Source organism: Polynucleobacter victoriensis (genome assembly GCF_900187875.1).
GTDB classification, from domain to species: domain Bacteria; phylum Pseudomonadota; class Gammaproteobacteria; order Burkholderiales; family Burkholderiaceae; genus Polynucleobacter; species Polynucleobacter victoriensis.
The window spans coordinates 392,049-410,946 of record NZ_FYEX01000001.1; the positions used below are offsets into that span (position 1 = coordinate 392,049).

17 protein-coding genes and 1 other RNA gene are annotated in these 18,898 nt (G+C 42.6%); 8 read left to right on the top strand and 10 right to left on the bottom strand.

Going from position 1 to position 18,898, the window contains the following annotated elements:
* Positions 1 to 118: 118 nt before the first annotated feature.
* Both ssrA and CFR83_RS02070 read right to left on the bottom strand, forming a co-directional pair.
* Positions 119 to 477: a transfer-messenger RNA gene (gene ssrA / locus CFR83_RS02065) on the bottom strand.
* Positions 478 to 531: 54 nt separating this feature from the next.
* Complete coding sequence (locus tag CFR83_RS02070; RefSeq protein WP_088812298.1) at positions 532 to 1,653, bottom strand: hemin-degrading factor; 1,122 nt, start codon at positions 1,651 to 1,653, stop codon at positions 532 to 534.
* 187 nt (positions 1,654 to 1,840) lie between these two features.
* Here CFR83_RS02070 and CFR83_RS02075 point away from each other — a divergent pair, with 187 nt between their 5' ends.
* Entirely contained in the window at positions 1,841 to 2,314 is a 474-nt protein-coding gene (locus CFR83_RS02075; protein WP_088812300.1) for a methylated-DNA--[protein]-cysteine S-methyltransferase, read from the top strand.
* Here the strand turns inward: CFR83_RS02075 and CFR83_RS02080 are convergent.
* Entirely contained in the window at positions 2,280 to 3,248 is a 969-nt protein-coding gene (locus CFR83_RS02080; protein ID WP_088812301.1) for an SLAC1 anion channel family protein, read from the bottom strand. The genes CFR83_RS02075 and CFR83_RS02080 overlap by 35 nt on opposite strands.
* A gap of 80 nt (positions 3,249 to 3,328) precedes the next feature.
* On the opposite strand from CFR83_RS02080, the gene CFR83_RS02085 reads away from it, so the two are divergent.
* Positions 3,329 to 4,780: a ferredoxin reductase family protein gene (locus CFR83_RS02085; protein WP_088812303.1), complete on the top strand. Its 1,452-nt coding sequence runs from the start codon at positions 3,329 to 3,331 to the stop codon at positions 4,778 to 4,780.
* Here the strand turns inward: CFR83_RS02085 and CFR83_RS02090 are convergent.
* Complete coding sequence (locus CFR83_RS02090) at positions 4,777 to 6,696, bottom strand: ATP-binding cassette domain-containing protein (RefSeq protein WP_088812304.1); 1,920 nt, start codon at positions 6,694 to 6,696, stop codon at positions 4,777 to 4,779. The genes CFR83_RS02085 and CFR83_RS02090 overlap by 4 nt on opposite strands.
* 42 nt (positions 6,697 to 6,738) lie before the next feature.
* Between CFR83_RS02090 and CFR83_RS02095 the strand changes: the two genes are divergently transcribed.
* From CFR83_RS02095 to CFR83_RS02110, 4 genes are all read left to right on the top strand, one after another.
* Entirely contained in the window at positions 6,739 to 8,505 is a 1,767-nt protein-coding gene (locus CFR83_RS02095) for a cation:proton antiporter (protein WP_088812306.1), read from the top strand.
* Between the two features lie 18 nt (positions 8,506 to 8,523).
* Positions 8,524 to 9,258: a pseudouridine synthase gene (locus CFR83_RS02100; RefSeq protein WP_088812308.1), complete on the top strand. Its 735-nt coding sequence runs from the start codon at positions 8,524 to 8,526 to the stop codon at positions 9,256 to 9,258.
* 112 nt (positions 9,259 to 9,370) lie between these two features.
* Positions 9,371 to 10,672: a peptidase U32 family protein gene (locus tag CFR83_RS02105; RefSeq protein WP_088812310.1), complete on the top strand. Its 1,302-nt coding sequence runs from the start codon at positions 9,371 to 9,373 to the stop codon at positions 10,670 to 10,672.
* A gap of 110 nt (positions 10,673 to 10,782) precedes the next feature.
* A complete protein-coding gene (locus tag CFR83_RS02110; protein WP_088812311.1) occupies positions 10,783 to 11,658 on the top strand; it encodes a transglutaminase family protein in 876 nt (291 codons plus the stop codon).
* A gap of 20 nt (positions 11,659 to 11,678) precedes the next feature.
* On the opposite strand, the gene CFR83_RS02115 is transcribed toward CFR83_RS02110, so the two are convergent.
* Positions 11,679 to 11,981 (bottom strand): antibiotic biosynthesis monooxygenase family protein, encoded by a 303-nt coding sequence (locus tag CFR83_RS02115; RefSeq protein ID WP_088812313.1) that lies wholly within the window; start codon positions 11,979 to 11,981, stop codon positions 11,679 to 11,681.
* 22 nt (positions 11,982 to 12,003) lie between these two features.
* The gene (crcB, locus tag CFR83_RS02120) at positions 12,004 to 12,381 is read right to left on the bottom strand and encodes a fluoride efflux transporter CrcB (protein WP_088812315.1); all 378 of its coding nucleotides are present in this window, start codon (positions 12,379 to 12,381) and stop codon (positions 12,004 to 12,006) included.
* A gap of 97 nt (positions 12,382 to 12,478) precedes the next feature.
* On the opposite strand from crcB, the gene CFR83_RS02125 reads away from it, so the two are divergent.
* Together CFR83_RS02125 and CFR83_RS02130 are read left to right on the top strand one after the other, a co-directional pair.
* Positions 12,479 to 13,030, top strand: a complete 552-nt coding sequence (locus CFR83_RS02125; protein WP_088812316.1) for an LOG family protein — start codon at positions 12,479 to 12,481, stop codon at positions 13,028 to 13,030.
* An 11-nt stretch (positions 13,031 to 13,041) separates the two neighbouring features.
* Complete coding sequence (locus tag CFR83_RS02130) at positions 13,042 to 14,463, top strand: MBL fold metallo-hydrolase RNA specificity domain-containing protein (RefSeq protein ID WP_088812318.1); 1,422 nt, start codon at positions 13,042 to 13,044, stop codon at positions 14,461 to 14,463.
* Here the strand turns inward: CFR83_RS02130 and CFR83_RS02135 are convergent.
* From CFR83_RS02135 to CFR83_RS02150, 4 genes are all read right to left on the bottom strand, one after another.
* On the bottom strand, positions 14,449 to 15,687 hold the full coding sequence (locus CFR83_RS02135; protein WP_088812320.1) for a BaiN/RdsA family NAD(P)/FAD-dependent oxidoreductase: 1,239 nt from the start codon (positions 15,685 to 15,687) through the stop codon (positions 14,449 to 14,451). The two genes, CFR83_RS02130 and CFR83_RS02135, sit on opposite strands and share 15 nt — an antisense overlap.
* Positions 15,688 to 15,815: 128 nt before the next feature.
* Positions 15,816 to 16,298, bottom strand: coding sequence for a copper chaperone PCu(A)C (locus CFR83_RS02140; protein ID WP_088812322.1), 483 nt, complete (start codon positions 16,296 to 16,298; stop codon positions 15,816 to 15,818).
* Positions 16,299 to 16,459: 161 nt separating this feature from the next.
* Positions 16,460 to 16,879, bottom strand: coding sequence for a copper uptake system-associated protein (locus tag CFR83_RS02145; protein ID WP_088812324.1), 420 nt, complete (start codon positions 16,877 to 16,879; stop codon positions 16,460 to 16,462).
* Between the two features lie 20 nt (positions 16,880 to 16,899).
* On the bottom strand, positions 16,900 to 18,894 hold the full coding sequence (locus tag CFR83_RS02150; RefSeq protein WP_088812326.1) for a TonB-dependent copper receptor: 1,995 nt from the start codon (positions 18,892 to 18,894) through the stop codon (positions 16,900 to 16,902).
* Between the last annotated feature and the right edge of the window lie 4 nt (positions 18,895 to 18,898).

Sequence of the window (18,898 nt, forward strand, 5' to 3'; positions counted from 1 at the left end):
AGCTCAAGTTATTCACCGCAATTAATGCGGTGAATAGCGCCCATAAACACCGCAAAAGACCATCGTAGGCTTAGATAGAAATAAAAAAAGGGCTCGGAATTACCCGAGCCCTTCAGTTTGGTGGAGCCGGCGGGGATCGAACCCGCGTCCGCAAATCCTCCACATGGAGTTCTACATACTTAGTTGTGTCATTTGATTTAACCAACCTGTCACGGACCAACACGTTACAAACTGGCGATTCGTTTAATTTTCGAGCTGCACATCACGACACTATGCAACCTTATCTCTTGTAAATGACCCTGATGTAGCTTGCGCTACCTGACCCAAGAGAGAATCAGTTCAGGGGCTGCAGCAATTAAGCTGCTAGTGCGTAACGTTCGTCGTTAGCAGTTATTACATTCCCATTGTTTTACGAGATGACGGGTCCTCGGTATGCCCTCAATGCTTTGTAATCCACGTCGAAACCATGTCGGCCCCGATATACGCATATCAGTAGTTCTATTTTATTCTCTTTAGAGAATTGCTGTCGAATTAGTTACTAATCTCCTCCATCACCGCCTCCTCATGATCTTTAGCTTCTTTGCAGCTTTCCAGTAAATCTCGCCAAGTTTCAAGCTCAGGCTGACCAGGCTTTCTCTTGCCAAAGATGAGCGCAATCACATCACCCCGCTCATCTAGAATTTCCATTGAACTGACCACGCCATCTTTAGTAGGTTTACGTACCAACCAAACTTTATGAATATCAGTCAAACGCAAATGCAAATTGAAGTCTTGATCGAGCACATTTAACCAACCTTTGACATCTAATACCCGCTTGATTTGCCCAGTATGAATTTGGATAGCGCCACGATTACCCACAAATATCATGACTGGTACATTTAAAAGCGCAGCGGAATTTAGCAACGCCCCCACCGCATCTCTTGGCAATGGTTCGGCGTAATGCTGACCAATTAGCTCAAAAGCTTGCAAACGATTCAGGTGATACTTTTTCAATAGCCCAAAAAAGTCATGGGTATCAATCAAGTTAGCCCAGTCATTCTTAAATGCTTCAAAGTCAAATATTTCAGGATTCTTCAACTCATCTAAAGATTGTTTAGAAGGTTCTTGCAGTTGGATACCAGGATCTTGATTAGAGTCCGCCCACGCCTTAATCATTTGTTCACAGGCCTCGTGACTACTGTCAGGCAACAAAAACACTTTATGTATGGCTTGCCCACATTCATCAAAGAATTGCACACTTCGCTGCAAGGAGTCACCCTTACCTTCTTCAAAGACATAAGCCAGTTCCCAGTGTTTATAAAACAGTCGTAAATCTATTTTTTCTGACATCACCAGGCCAATATCTCCTTGCATAGAGATATTTTTATATGTCCCAATTTTTTCGTGAACACCATACTCATTTCTGGTTAGAGCCATGACCTCACCAAATCTCTCAATAAATTGAATGAGTTCTGGCCATGATTTTTTAAGTCTCACTGCCCTGGCCAAATTGGGTGATGACTGCATGGCATCTAACTTTGAAACGCCCACATGGGCATCAACCAATTCAGCTTCAGTGATTTGAAGAAAATGGGCAATCTCACGATGCCTCATTTTTCTGTCGATTCTTAATGAGGCAAAACTTTTTCGAATGTCATTGACGGTACCGCACATACGCCCTCCTATAAAAATAGGCACTGGCTTGCTAAGGAGATATGGGCTGGCTTGTGCTAAGTGAGTGAAAAATGCAGTTCACATATTACATGAGAATAATTCTCAACAAGTAACAATGTTCATCATGTGGTCAATCTGGCTTGATTGGACTACGATTGACATGTAAAAACAATCTAATGACTCAATCATGAAAAAGTTCCATCAACGCCATCAGGGCTACGCTAAAACCCCCTGGGGCATTGTCTTACTTGAATATCAGAATAAAACCATCTATAGGTTTGAATTTACTTCTCAAGCTAAGGTAAAGATTGATGCTAACTGCCAGGCAGTCTCTGATGCTTTAATTGCAAAGCCCAAGACATTTGATCTTCAACCTGAGGGCACAGAGTTCCAACGCTCTGTATGGGCAGCCTTACAAAAAATTCCTCTAGGTACCGTACGTAGCTATTTAGATGTGGCGAAAATGATCAGCAAACCTGAAAGTGTCCGTGCAGTTGCAAATGCAATCGGCGCCAATCCCATTTGTGTTTTTATACCGTGCCATCGAGTGATTAAAAGTGATGGCACGCTTGGCGGATTTAGTAGCGGCATCGCTCTTAAAAAGAGATTACTTCTAGAAGAAGGGGTTAATCCACCCAGTGAGGGTCCTTCACGTGGATAGCCATTAATGTTCGCACAAATAAACCAAGAATTAGTATGGTGGTGAAACACAAGGATACGTAGGCAATATAAATAGCTGCAGGCACAAATAAGGCATAGTTAAAAGTTGCCACAGTAAGCGCTGCTGATGGAAATGAATAGGCCCACCAAGACATAAAAAATGGCAATTTAGCAAACCGACCAAATTGTGTGATTAAAAAGAAAGTAAAGAAGAAAGCAATCCCCATCAAGATATGCCCAAAAGGATCCAATGCTTGACCAGGGGTCAGCCCTGTTAGCGCTATCCAGGAAGAAAACGCTACTGTCGGAGGCGCTAAGAAAATTGCAATAGTTGGCTTTAAACGATCAGGCAATGGTGGCTGCACAAACATCAAGCGATACATCACCAAAGATAAAAGAACTATCCAAAAAATTAGCCCGACGGAATAGAACATCCAAGAAACTTCGATATACCCTAATTTGACGCCTGCTAATGGCACGACCACATTACCAACGGCTGGTATAAACCAAACGGGACATGCATGGGCAGCTTGCAAGTTTTCGCGATGAACCCAGGCATTCAAAACGGCCAACATTGCAAACAAGTGAAAAGTTGCACCCACAACCCAAACGATTTGAGCCACCTGCTCTGAATAAGGATAGGCAACGGCCGCCAACAAACAGATACCTACAGAGATAGCGCCAAAGAAAGCGGATTTAACGGGATGATTCCACTCCTCTACTAACTTCTCTGGAGCTTGAAACAGCTTTCGTAGCAACCCTAAAATTAATACTAGAAAAACAGTGGCGGCCAACAATCCAAAAACTTGTGAAAGATTTTGAGCATAGGTAAGCTGAGTTGCATGCGCAAACTTAGTCCAAGAGAGGGAGAGCCCTGATAGACCCATCACCATGGCAAAAGCAGATACAGGTGGCGCAGCTAAAAATGTTCGCATGTTGATTCAGATTAATTTCATTAGTTAAAAAAATGTCATAAGTAATACAAATTGCATCTCTTAACAATCATAATGGGAATATGAAACCAACGTTGCTGAGCTTTACAAGCCTTCTTATTTACTTAGGTCTTATTCTGGCACCCCTAGGTATCAGTATTCATTTGGACTTGCCTAATAGACCATGGATGGATCAAGTTTCTAGCAACTTAGGCATGTTGGCATTCAACATCATTCTTTTGGAATTTTGGAGCATCGGTCGAATCAAGATAATTTCCAGATTACTTGGGATCGATTGGGTATTACAAGTTCATCAACTATTTGCCAGAACTGCTGTTTTATTGTTAGTGGCTCATCCATTCATGTATAGCCTGCCAGGTAGACCTGCTTATTCACCAGGGCCGGCAAATGAATCATATTTGGGCCTAAGCTCTAACTCATTTGTTAGCGGTTTAATTGCCTTAATTGTTTTAGGCATCATGGTGGGTCTTGCCATCACGAGAAATAAATCTGAGAGTAAATATGAAACTTGGCGTGCAACACATGCCATCATGGCCATTGCCGTTGCATTATTAGGCTTTCATCACACGGTACATGCAGGCAGGTTTGCTCAAGAATCCAGCATGCATCTTTACTGGCAAATAGCTCTGGGCCTAGCTTTACTCAGTGTTGCTTGGGTATACCTTGCAAGACCATTGATTCAATCAATGCATGCTTACCAAGTGATATCAATCAAAGAGACCTCACATCGTATTTGGGAACTCGTGATTCAACATCATCGCAACAAAATAGCATCCTACAAAGCTGGTCAATTTGCATGGCTAAAACTTTCTAGCCCCGCCCCACTATACGAAAACCCCTTCTCAATTGCCTCATGCTCTGATAATCAATCATCACAGATGACATTTTTAATCAAAGAGGTTGGCGACTTCACTCATCAAGTCACAGAACTAAAAGTTGGTGACAAAGTTTATGTAGATGCCCCCTACGGGAACTTTGGGCATGCCATATTTTCAAATAAGTCCAATGAGATTGTGTTGATTGCAGGTGGCGTTGGCATTGCCCCCATCCTTAGCTTACTGAAACAAATCGCAAAAAGTAATGATTCACAACTTTTAAATAAAAAGATTGTGTTGATATACGGCAATCGCATCAGAGAACAGATTGTCCACATTGATCAAATGATGGACCTGACTTCACTTAAGAATTTTGAGTTAGTTGATGTGATCACAGAGCCGGATGCCTCTTGGCATGGCCTAACAGGTGTACTAGATAAAGCCTCGCTAGAAAAAATTCTGAAGTCTTCTGCAATTAACGCCAATACTGCTCAATATTTTGTCTGCGGCCCCGCTGTCATGATTGATAGCGTTGAAAATGCTTTAGCTGATTTAGGCGTGAGCTTGGGTCAGATTGATTCTGAGAAGTTTCAATATGACTTTGCTCAGAAAAATGCCAGAAATAGACTAAGTCTTGCCAATTGGTTATTAGCCACTAGCGCTTTAATTGCGAGCGCCATTTATTTGGTCAACCGTTAAGCTTCAGAACGTTTTAGCAAGTCTTCCCAGCGAGTCATCAAGATCATCAAATCTTCTTCAATGTCTTTGAGGCGCTTTTGTAAAACGATGACTTGCTCAGGTTGGTTTTTATATAACTCAGCGTCACCTAATTTTTCACCAATACCAGCCTGCTCATTTTCTAAAGCATCAATTTGACCGGGTATGCTCTCCAGCTCTTGACGCTCCTTACTATTGAGCTTCTGAACATTTGACTTTGCCGGCTTAACTGCTTGCTTTTGAGTTTCTGTAACTTCTACTTTTGCGGCCTTTGGTGGTTCTACAGGATTTGATTGATTCTTGTAATCTTCGCTGCGTTTTTTCTGGATCTTCCAATCCTCGTAACCACCCTCATACTCTCGCCAAAAGCCATCACCTTCATAAGCGATGATGCTAGTTACAACGTTATCCAAGAATGCTCTATCGTGGCTTACCAAGAAGACAGTGCCCTTGTAGTCCTGGAGTAATTGCTCTAGCAGCTCTAGGGTATCTATATCCAAATCATTGGTAGGCTCGTCTAGCACCAAAACGTTGGCAGGCCTTGCAAATAATCTGGCTAATAACAAACGATTACGCTCACCACCAGATAAGGTACTGACCGGTGAAGCTGCTCGCTCAGGAGCAAACAAGAAGTCATTTAGATAACTTTTGACATGTTTGCGATTGCCATTGATCTCAATCCACTCACTACCAGGACTGATGTAATCCTCGAGAGTGGCATTTAGATCTAGACCCTCACGCATCTGATCAAAGTAAGCCACATCAATTTGTGACCCCATCGTCGCTGCACCAGCATCAGGAGTGATGACACCTAAGATCAACTTTAATAAAGTGGTTTTACCAGCACCATTAGGGCCCAATAGACCCACCTTATCGCCACGCAAAATCGTGGCAGTAAAGTCTTTAACAATTGGTCTGTCATACGCTTTGCTGACGCTCTCAAGATCAGCCACAATCTTGCCGCTGCGATTGCCAGAGGCAACAGAGAGCTTGATTTGTCCCATTGCATTTCTTCGTTCAGCACGCATTTCGCGAAGTTTTTCTAAACGGGCAATGCGACTCACACTTCGTGTTCTTCTAGCCTCAACTCCCTTTCGAATCCATACCTCTTCTTGGGCAAGCAATTTATCTGCTCGGGCATTGGCTAAAGCTTCAGAGGCCAACTCCTGCTCTTTGAGTAGTTCATAGGCTGTGAAGTTGCCTGGATAGGTTCTTAAAATACCTCTATCCAACTCAACAATTTGTGTACTCACCGCATCTAAGAATGCTCGGTCATGGGTAATTAAAACCACTGATCCTTTAAAGGCTTTAAGTAACTCCTCCAACCATGTAATGGAATCCAAGTCCAAATGGTTAGTTGGCTCATCCAAGAACAATACATCTGGCACAGCCACCAAAGCCTGCGCCAAAGCCACACGCTTGCGATTGCCCCCTGACAAAGAGCCGATTTTGATATCTGGGTCTAAATGAAGTCGATTCAAGGTCTCATGAACACGCTGCTCCCAATTCCAGCCACTCATAGCTTCCAATTGAGATTGAATCTGGTCTAAACGATGATGTGAGTCATCATTCCACTCAGCAACACTTAGCTCCTCATACTCCTCACGCAATGCCTTTACAACCGCCACACCTTCAGAAACAGCCTGAAAGACTGTCTCTTCTGGATCAAATACAGGTTCTTGGGCCACATACGCCATCCTTAAACCCTGCTGATATTGCAAGGTTCCATCGTCAAGTTTCTCTAAACCCGCTAAAATTTTTAGTAGAGACGATTTACCAGTGCCATTACGACCAATCAAACCCACTCTTTCACCAGGTTCTAGTGAAAAATTAGTGTTTGCTAGTAGGTCAACGTGGCCAAAAGCCAGTTTTGCATCATTGAGAACAATTAAAGCCATAATGACATTATCGCGGTTGAATTAAAAAAGAGAGAAAAAACGATGCATGGAGTAGATTTCATTAAAGACTTGGCCGTGATTATGTTGGTTGCCGGCGTTGTCACCGTGATCTTCCATTACCTCAAACAACCGGTAGTCCTTGGCTACATCATTGCGGGCCTCATTATCGGCCCATACACATCTGCCGTGCCATTTATTTCTGATGAAAAAACTATTCGTACTTTAGGCGAGCTTGGCGTAGTGTTTTTGATGTTTGGCTTGGGGCTTGAATTTAGTCTACGTAAATTAGCAAAAGTGGGAGCCACTGCCTTTGTCGCTGCCACCGCACAAATCATTGTGTTGATTTGGGTGGGCTATGAAATCGGTCGCTTTTTTAGCTGGACGCCGATGGATTCAATTTTCTTAGGCGCCATGATGGCGATTTCGTCAACGACCATCACCGTAAAAGCTCTCGAAGAGCTCGGCCTTAAAAAAGAAAAGTTTGCGAATTTAATTTATGGCATCTTGATTGTTGAAGATATTTTGGCCATTAGCTTGATTGTGATGCTCACAGGTATTGCGACCACTGGCCAGCTAGAAGCTATCGATGCAGCAATGACTGTGGGTGAGCTAATCCTCTTTATGACTATTTCGTTGGCAGTTGGCATTTTGTTGGTGCCGCGCTTACTAAATTTAGTAGCGAAGTTTCAGCGCAAAGAGATGCTACTAGTTACTGTATTGGGTCTTTGCTTTGGCTTTTGCTTGCTAGTCATGAAAATGGAATATAGCGTGGCTCTTGGCGCATTCTTGGTCGGCGCAATGATGGCTGAGTCACGTCATATACATACGATTGAAAAGTTAATTGAACCTGTTAAAGACATGTTCATTGCGATTTTCTTCGTCACCATTGGCCTATTGCTAGATCCCAGCGTTATCTGGAAATACGCCCTACCAATTACCTTAATTAGCTTTGCTGTGATTGTGGGCAAAGTGATCACTTGTAGCATGGGCACATTTATTACGGGCCACGACGGCATCACATCTATGCGCGTGGGTATGGGTAAGGCTCAGATTGGTGAATTTTCTTTCATCATCGCCTCACTTGGTTTAGCGCTGAATGTGACAAGTGATTTCTTGTACCCAATTGTGGTGGCGGTATCAACAATCACAACTTTATTCACCCCTTATTTAATTAAAGGGTCAGATCCTTTTAGTCAATGGATGGGAACACGCATACCGAGCCCCGTTAAAAATGTGCTTGTTCAATACTCCGAGTGGATGAGCGAGATTCGTTCCGATAATCAGTTACGTAGCGATTTAAGACCTTTTGTTAGAAGAATTAGTTTTCATGTATTTGTTAATACTTGCGTGGTGATTGCTCTGTTCTTATCAGCCACCAAACTATTTACCTTCATTAATGAATACGTGGACACTGGGCATCTACCTTGGTTCACAGAAACTTATCAACAAGCAGCGATGTGGGGCATGAGTCTTTTGCTATCAGCACCATTCATGTTTGCCATCTACAGAAAATTAGAAGCCCTAGGCTTGTTGCTTGCAGATGTGCGCAGTAACTCAGGTAATTACTCAGAGAGTGATCGCGCAGCGATTCATCAACTGTTTGCTCAGATGATGCCGGTATTGGCCATCATTGCACTACTACTATTAGTCTCAGCACTTAGCTCTAGCATCCTGCCACCAGTTGGCATGTTGTTTATTTTGGCAATCTTTATGGGCACTGTAATTTACTTACTGCGCAAGCAATTAGTCAAAATCCACGCCAAACTTCAAATTGCACTTACTGAGTCATTTAAAGAGAATAGCCAATAAGTAAGCGATAATCTGCCTGTGGAAAAAGTACGCATTTCAAAATTGATGTCAGAGCAAGGCATTTGCTCAAGACGAGAGGCCGATAACTATATTGAGCAAGGCTTGGTATTGGTCGACGGCGAAGTGGTGAGTGAATTAGGCGCTCGTGCCTACCCCCATCAAAAGATTGAATTAAAGAAAGCGGCAATTGCTCAGCAAGCACGTCGCTACACCATTATTCTGAATAAGCCAGTTGGCTACATTTCTCACTTTGATGAAGATCGAGAATACAAACCAGCTGCCTCTCTGATTACCCCAGAAAATCAATTTGTTCACCAACTCTCAGCCAACCTACCTGGCAAATTCAATACACGTGGCTTAGCACCGGCTGGTCGTCTAGATATTGATTCGAGCGGTTTACTGGTGCTAACCCAAGATGGTCGCATCGCAAAATTATTGATTGGCGAAAACAGCCCAATTGAAAAAGAGTATTTGGTCCGTGTCGAAGGTTCATTAACAGCCGAAGGTCTACGCTTGTTAAACCACGGACTCAAGCTAGATGATGTCGCGCTGAAACCAGCCAAAGTCAGCTGGCAAAATACTGATCAATTGCGCTTCGTATTACGCGAAGGAAGAAAACGCCAAATTCGTCGCATGTGCGAATTAGTTGGTTTAAAGGTCATTGGCCTCAAACGCATTCGTATTGGACAAATCCCACTAGGCAACTTGCCTGTCGGCCAATGGCGCCATTTAGGACCCAACGAGCGCTTCTAAATAGTGGTTTTCGTGCCAAAAATCGTCTGTTTTGGTTCACATTCTGAAATATTCCCAAGTCTTATAAGGGCTTAGCGGGCAAAAAAGTCCGAAAACACCTAAAATACGGGCTATGAAAACACCTGAACTTTTAGCCCCTGCTGGCAGTCTTGCCATGCTCAACACAGCCTTCGCCTTTGGTGCGACAGCTGTTTATGCTGGCCAACCACGTTATTCATTACGCGTGCGCAACAATGACTTTGGCAATCTAGAAGTATTGCGTGAAGGTATCGACACTGCTCACGCTCAAGGTAAGAATTTTTATCTCGTTTCTAATATCTTCCCTCACGGTGCAAAAACTCGCACCTATGTAAAAGATATGGAGCCAGTGATTGCTCTGAAACCAGATGCATTGATCATGTCTGATCCTGGTTTGATTATGTTGGTTCGCGAGAACTGGCCTGATATGCCGATTCATTTATCAGTACAAGCAAATACCGTGAATGGTCACGCTGCAAAATTCTGGCGCTCAGTGGGTGTGAGCCGAGTGATTTTGTCACGCGAACTATCTTTAGATGAAATTGAGGCTGTTCGCCAAGATTGTCCAGAAATGGAAATCGAAGTATTTATTCATGGTGCTTTGTGTATCGCCTACTCTGGTCGCTGTTTATTGTCTGGTTACTTCAATCACCGCGACCCTAACCAAGGCACATGTACTAACTCATGCCGCTGGGATTACAAAGTGGCTCAAGCTACCGAAGATGCTACTGGTGACATTTACCTTCTTGAAGAAGGTAATCGCCCAGGTGAATGGATGCCTATCGAAGAAGATATGCATGGCACATATATTTTGAACTCTAAAGATTTACGCGCCATCGAACACGTTCAACGCCTCACAGAAATGGGTATTGACTCTTTCAAGATTGAAGGTAGAACCAAGTCACCTTACTACGTGGCACGCACGGCTCAAGCCTATCGCAGAGCAATTGATGATGCTGTCGCAGGTCGTCCATTTAATCCTGAATTAATGGGTCACCTAGAAGGTTTGGCCAATCGTGGTTACACAGACGGTTTCTACGTGCGTCATCCTGACAAAGATCATCAAAACTATTTACGTGGCTTCTCACTCTCAGGTCGCAGTCTTTACGTTGGCAATGTGGTTGAAGTCGATCAGGAAAAACAATTAGTGAAGATTGAAGCTAAGAATCGCTTTGCAGTTGGCGATAAATTAGAAATCATTCAACCAAGTGGTAACACAGACCTTGTTCTTGAGGAAATCTTCAGCACTAAGGGTGAACCTATGCGAGTTGTACCAGGCGCAGGCTACACAGTTTGGGCCAAGTTGCCATTAAGCTCTAATGGTGCTTTTTTAGCACGTTATACAACCCAAGATAATGCGTCTAAGCTTGAGCAAATTCCGATTATGGAAGCTTAAAACGCCATTTCTTGTCTAAGCAGTTGGTAAAAACTATTAGGGAATCAATGGGGCTTTGTAGCCCCATTGATTTAAGGTAACCCAGCAATCATTTTCAATAAGCTCTTTACATGAATGTAGTACTGACTCACTCTACGAAATACCGCTATAGCCAAGACGTGCGCTTAGGTCCGCAGATAGTCAAACTGCATCCCGCTCCCCACTGCCGAACATCGATTGCTGATTACAAGTTAGAAATCTCGCCCAATCCAAAAAACATTGAATGGCTAAGCGATGATTTTTCTAACAAAACTGCCAAAGTTACATTCGATGACAAAACAAATTATCTAGAGATTCATGTGACGATTGCAGCAAAGTTGGCACCTATCAATCCGTTTGATTTTTTCTTAGATCCTTCAGCTGTTCACCATCCGTTTAGCTACGAAGCATCATTAAAGAACGAGTTATCTCAATATCTAACAGTATCTGAGACGGGTTCTTTATTCAAAGCATTTGCCGAAAAGATTCCCAAAGAACGCCGTCGCAGTATTGAGTACATCGTTTATCTCAATCAGTTGGTGTTTAACAGGATTCGTTATCTGGTTCGTTATGAGCCAGGCGTTCAAACTGCTGAGCAAACATTAGAACTAGGCTACGGCTCCTGCCGTGACTCAACCTGGTTACTCGTTCAGTTATTTAGATCATTAGGAATAGCTGCTCGCTTTGTGTCTGGTTACTTAATTGAAGTGAAACCCGAATGGCATAACCTGAACAGCCCACAAAGCTCTCAAGAGCAAGTTGCAGAGCTGCATGCTTGGTGTGAAGTATTTATTCCGGGTGCCGGCTGGATAGGTCTTGATCCTACCTCAGGTTTGCTAGCAACTGAAGGTCACATACCACTTGCAGTTGCACCTTCGCCTCAAGATGCAATGCCTATTTATGGCGAACTAGATGTTTGTGATGTTGAGCTGACGCATCAAATCACAACATCTGCCATCAGTTCATAACTCTATTATTTAGGAAAAAGTTACTCAGACTTGTGAGCAAGCGTGAAATGCTCAACAGTAGGTGGCGCCAAGAAGAATGGGCCAACATGTCCACGCCAACGTGGGAAAGCCTCTGACTCTCTAAAATCAACTGTGTGGTTTTCTAAGGTATCCCAATAAATCATCAAGATATAGCGACCTGGCTTTTCAATACCGGCATTAAGCTTATAACCACGAAAACCTTTTGCTGGCGCAATAGCATCTGCAATACCAGCTGCTACAGCTTTTTCAAAATCTGCTTTTTTTGTTGGATCAATACTAATATCAACAATTTCTAAAATCACTCTAATGTCTCCTTATTTGAATTTACTTAAGCCACTGATAAGTAGCCATGCCTAGCAATGTGAGAGCCAACGAACCCAAAACATGAAAACCAATCGTTAGAAAAGCTCTGACGTATGACCCTGATTGAAGAATCGCCACAACCTCCGCACTAAATGTTGAGAAAGTTGTTAAGCCACCCAAAAAACCTGTGATGATGAATAACTTCATCTCAGTTGGCAGACCAGCGTTTGCCTCAAAGTAACTAATTGACAACCCAATTAGATAACCGCCCACCAAGTTAGCCACCAGCGTGCCAAGCGGCATGGTGGCCCAAATTGCATTGAAGCTCAAACCCAGTGCCCAGCGCAGCAAAGCCCCCAATGAAGCTCCGGCACTAATCGCTAATATGGATGGCAACATACAAAGTTCTTTCTTAACTGTAATTAATCACTAGGCAAATCTTAACCCGAGACACCCTTTATTCAAAATGGGCATCAGAGTGGATTATGCTTGAGGCATGAAAAAGAATATTTGCGTATTTTGTGGCTCACGAGATGGCGATAACCTAGATACGATTGCCAAAGCTAATGATTTAGGCAGAGCTCTGGCCAACGCTGGCTATGGCATTGTTTTTGGTGGTGGTCGTCTTGGCTTAATGGGTGCCGTTGCAAGGTCAGCCATTGAAGTAGGCGGCTCTGTCACAGGGATTATTCCCACAGGGTTGACTGCACGAGAGCCTGTTCAACAAGAGTTATCAGAATTATTTGTGGTTGACGACATCATCGAGCGCAAACGTTTGATGATGGAAAAATCAGATGCTTTTGTGGTGCTACCAGGTGGCTTTGGCACCTTAGATGAACTTTTTGAAGTGTGGACTGGTATGCAAATTGGCTCGCACACCAAACCAATCATCATTGCTAACTGGGGCGGTTACTACGATAAGTTACTAGATTTTTTAAAAGATGCTGATAAGCATGGTTTTTTAAATGGCGATCACTTAAATGGCGCTGAGATTATGAATAATGTTACTGACATCATTGCCTTACTCAACACATCATTAAAAAGTTAATCAAAGTTCCTATGCATATTAAGTTCTTTGGAGCCGCCGGTGAAGTAACTGGATCTCGCCATTACCTTGAGGGTGAGACTCGAGGTCAGGCATTCTGCTTCATGATTGACTATGGCATGTTTCAGGGTGGTAGAGATGCGGACGACAAGAATCTTGAAGCACTACCCTTTGACCCAACAGATCTAGATTTCGTGTTTCTGACTCATGCACACATTGATCACAGCGGATTACTACCGCGATTATGTGCACAAGGTTTCAGGGGTACGATTTATTGCACTAAAGCCACTAAAGAACTACTCAAGATACTTCTATTAGATAGCGCACACATACAAGAAAATGACTTTGAGCGTGCTGAGCGCAAACAAAAACTGGGTAAATGGCGCGGCGATTTGCCCACTGTTCTTTATACAGTCAAGCAAGCCACAGAATGCCTGAATCAGATTCAGGCGGTTGAATATGGGCAAGTATTTGAACCCATACCAGGGATTGCAGCACACTTCAGAAATGCAGGTCACATCTTAGGTTCTGCAATTGCAGTGATTGATATTGAGCAAACGGATGGTGTCGAAGGTAAAAAGAGAATCGTATCTTCTGGTGACTTAGGTATGTTTAATCGCCCACTGATGCCTGATCCCGACTTGATTGAGTCTGCTGATGTTTTGTTGGTTGAATCAACTTATGGTGATCGTTTACACAGAAGTATTCAGGCAACCGAAGAAGAATTGGTGAGCGTCATCAATGACACCATGAAACACGGCGGCAATATCCTGATGCCTGCATTTGCGGTGGGTCGAACACAAGAGATATTACTAATCCTAATTGGCTTGGTAAAAAAAGGTCGACTACCCCACCTAAATATTCGGGTAGACTCTCCGATGGCAACCGCTGCCACACACCTAACAGAGAAGTATTTTGAAGATTTAGATGAGGAAGCCAGAAGCTTATTTACTTGGTTCAAAGAACATCAACAAGCCATTGATCTTAAATTTGTGGCTGATGTTGAAGAATCTAAAGCACTGAATCGTATTCGAGGTGGTGCAATTATTATTTCTGCCAGCGGCATGTGCGAAGCTGGTCGCATTGTTCATCACCTAGCCTGGAATCTTCCACATAGCCAAAATGCCATCATCATTACAGGCTTCCAAGCTATGGGTACATTGGGTAGGCGTTTAGTAGATAAAGCACCAACAGTCAAAGTGATGGGTAAAGAAGTGGCTGTGAGGGCTTCCGTTCATACGATTGGTGGTCTATCTGCTCACGCAGATCAAGAAGGTTTGCTCAGATGGCTTAAAGGGTTTAAACAGGCGCCTGATAAGGTGTTCGTGATTCATGGTGAATCACATGCAAGTAGTAATTTCGCTGAAGTAATTAAAGAGGAGTTACGCTGGACTCATGTCGTAACACCACAAAAAGGCGACTTATTTCCTTGCTAGTGATTGTGCGCAGGCAAACCCACTTGCCCAAGCCCATTGGAAGTTATGCCCACCCAGATGTCCTGTGACATCAACACACTCACCTATGAAATACAAACCAGGATGTTGCTTAGACATCATGGTTTGACCATCTAAAGCCTTGGTGTCCACACCACCCAACATGACCTCAGCTTTTTTCCACCCCAAAGTCCCCGCGGGTTTAACTGACCATCGAGTTAAGAGATCTTTAAGAGCTTGACGGTCTTTTTTACCGACCTCTGCCCATTTACGACCCAATAAATTCTTTTGCTCCGCAAACGCTTTAGCCAAGCGTTGGGGGAAAACTATCCCTAAGATGTTCTCAGTGAGTTTGAGGCGATTAGCATCATCATTGAACAGTTCATCACAATCAACATCATTCAACCAATTAATCTGAATGACTTCGCCTTCATGCCAATAGCTACTGCCTTGCAATATCGCAGGCCCCGAAAGACCTTTATGCGTTAGCAATAAATCCTCATCAAAGTAGCAAACACCATAACGCTGCCCTTTCTGACCAGAACTAACTTTGACTGGAACACTCAAACCCGATAACTCACTCAGATTAGCAAACTCATCGGATGTGAATGACAAGGGAACTAAAGCAGGCCTTACCTCAACTATTGGCAAATTTAATTGTTTAGCAATATCTAGAGCAAAGTCAGTTGCCCCAATCGCCGGCACTGGTAGGCCACCCGTGGCCATCACAATCGCTTTAGTTGTTTGTATGCCCTGATTGGTGACCACTTGCCACAATGCTCCAACACCATCAGTTTGATCAAGTTGATGAATCGACTCTACTGTGACAGGGTTTTTAATCACAACACCGCCCTTGGCACACTCTGCAAAGAGCATATCAACTATCTGCTTAGCAGATACATCACAAAACAACTGTCCTTTATGTTTTTCATGAAAAGGGATGTTGTAGCTTTTAACTAATTCAATAAAGTCTTTTGGCTTGAACTTGGATAAAGCACTTTTAACAAAATTAGGATTTAAAGACAAAAAGTTGGCTGGCCCACTATGCATATTAGTAAAGTTACATCGCCCACCACCACTGATACGAATCTTCTCCCCAAGAACTTCTGCATGATCGAGCACAAGGACTTTTTGGCCTAATTGCCCTGCAACGCCAGCACAAAATAAACCAGCGGCTCCACCGCCAATCACAATGGCATCCCAATTGTTCGCACGCTCTGCTGACATCAATAGTTACTTTTAATCTTTGAAAGAGGCTCAACTTTACCTGTATTTTGGCAAGGAGTGGACTTTAGTAATCAACAAAAGAAAAAGCCGTATGTATACATACGGCTTTGGCATTTAAATCGTAAAGATTAGTGATGCTTAGAGTGGTCATGCCCTGGTTCGCCATGAGCTGGGTGACCCATGACTTTGAATGGCACTTCTACCTCACCAGCTTTTTCAAACTTGAGCTTCACCTTGATAGTTGAGCCAGGCTTTAGTTGTTCTTTTAAGTCGATGAACATCAAGTGCAAGCCACCAGACTTAAGCTCAACCTTGCCATTAGCAGGAATCTCAATCGCTTTGATCTCGCGCATTTTCATGACATTGCCTTCCATAGACATGGTGTGCAATTCGACCGCTTTTGAAACAGATGATGAAGCAGCTAATAATTTATCTGCACCACCCTTGTTTTCGATTTTCATGAAACCGCCACTCATTTTTTGAGCAGGCACAGTAGCACGTGCTTTGGCATCTTCGATTTTTAAAGAACCAATCTTAATGTCATTATCAGCCAATACAGAACCAGCAACAAAAGCAGTTGCAACCATTACAGCGCTTAATAATTTTTTCATTTATATCTCCTTTATTTGATTTATTTTAGTGGTTACTTATTTTCTACTACTAGCAACCACTTTAATAAATCCAAGAATCAGAATTGCCAAATAGGCGGTTACATACACTACAGTTTTTTCAATATCAGTCATACTTTTGAATATAAAACGACAACAAGAAGTTAGTGTTGATGGTGATCAACCTTTACTTCTCCTTTAAACATAGAGAACATCTTTTTGTGTTTGGGCGATAGCTTAGACTCACCTTCAACCAACTGCTTAGATAACTGAGCTGCTACTTGCTTAGACATACCAGTTTTTTCCAAGACATCGACCTGAGTTAAGCCATCACCGCCACATAAGGCAATTGACCACTTACCATGATGGCGAACCAATAGTGCTCTACCGCCAGAATCAATCTGAATCCAGCTAGCTAGAGCATGGTCACCAACCACAGCAATTGGAGCAACTGATAAAGGCGCATGAGGTTTATCAAACTGATGCTTCATTAACTGTTTAATTTGCTCTTGATCAGGAGACTGAGCAAAAGCACTCTGAATACAGAATAATGATAGAGCAGCAATTTTCAATAAAAATCTCATGCGAATCCTTTTACCTAGAATCAATCTAGGGCGATAGTTGCTTTTAACCAAGCGGTACGGCCTGGTTCGTTAACGCGGGTGGTTTGTGTATAACCCGTTACAGATGATCCAGCCCTGCTAATAAACTCGGCATAACTTTTATCAAACAAGTTATCTACACCAGCAGCAATTAAAGTCTTCTTATTTGGCTTATATCCTGCATTTAGCGAAAAAATTCCAAAGCCACCTGATTGCGCAACATCTTTACCGGAAATATTACCCTGACCAATAGCCACATCATTTTTTCTAGCAACCAGTCTCAATAAAGCGCCATATGAATAGACCTTATCATCATATGAAACTGCAAACCTACCTTCCAAAGGAGCCAATTGCGCCAAAGGCAGACCATCAGTTTCATTTTTACCCTTCACGTAATTTAAACTGGAATTGAGCTTAATCACATTAGTTAACACGTAGCCAGCAGTTAATTCAGCACCATAAGTATGAGCGTCAATATTTCTTGATGATGGAGTTGCATACATACCCGATGTATAGCCAGACCTACTATCAACTAGGATTAAATCATTAATCTTGTTGTAGAAAACTGATGCACTCGAATTAAAGTTAGATGATTTATGTATTAAACCAAAGTCAACTTGATTCGTTTTCTCAGTTTTGGTACTCATCAAGGCACTATCACCAGATGAATTTTGCTTATTTGAGATTAACTCCCAGTAATCAGGCATTCTTTCTGATCTACCATATCCAATATATGCTGTTGAATTTTGGATTGAATTTAACTCAGACTCATATCTAGCAAAACCGCTATTAGTAAACTCTTTACGAGTTTGGCCTGCAGTTGTTGAGCCCATCATTCCACTGGAACGCTTATCAGTTACATCCCATGACTCTCCTCTATAACCAGCAATCAATCTGTCTGTTTTATTCAATTTTTCGGTAAGTTCAGCAAACATACTAATATTTTTAAATAGTGAGTCATCAGCTAATGCACTTCCCAAACTCATATTTCCAGCATGAGTAGATTCAGAGTAATCAACACCAACCTTCATTTTGGTAGTAGATCTCAAAGATAAATCGCCAGATAGCCTTGCAGCATTTGTCTCATGTGTCACATCCATTCCACTGACGGAGGATGAACGCATTGAATTAGACATGGTATGAAAAATAGTATTTCTAGATATTTGGAATTCAATTTTTTCAACTACGTCTGATATATTTTTAATTTGACCTTTACCCGCAATATTTTCACGCAAGAACTTTGTTCCATCTAGCGTTCTATCAGCATAAGCTGCATAGCCGTTACTTCTTGCAGCTGATATTTCAAAACGTTTGTTGTTATCTGGTGTTACACCAAAGGATGTTGATGCACTGTAACGATGATATTTAGAGTGCACTTTATTTCCATCACCATCCTTATAGTCATCAGACTTTGAATTTGAACCTGTAAATGTGGCGAAATAATCTTTATTACCCATATTCGCATCGACAACTTCATCATGTCTGCCAAAGCTGCCAACTAAACCAGAGGCATGAACGTCGTAACCAGGCTTGTCATAGACCTTTTGCTCTTTTTCAAAACGAACAGTTGCTGCTGAACCATGCCCAGGATATAAAACAGTTTGCGGACCTTTGATAACTGTTACTTTGTCATAGATTTCAGGGAAAATGTATGCAGTTGGAGCATCCATACGCTGACCACAACCACCAAAAATATTTTGATCATCAGCAAGAATATTTACCCTTGAACCACCCATACCTCGAAAATTTGGCTCACCGTCAGCACCTGCTTTACGCATCACGCTGAAACCAGGAACAGATTTCAAGAAATCAGCTCCGTCGTGAGCAGGTAGAGGTTGACGCGGCACCTTAGGATTTAACTCGATAGTTGCTGGCGCTGTCATTGGTGTAGCAGTTACCACCACATCATCTAAGACTGTGTGGTTAGCATAAGCTTGCGACATCATCATTGTTGCTACTAGAGCAATTGGGGTGAGGGTTATGTAGGTTTTTTTCATGACT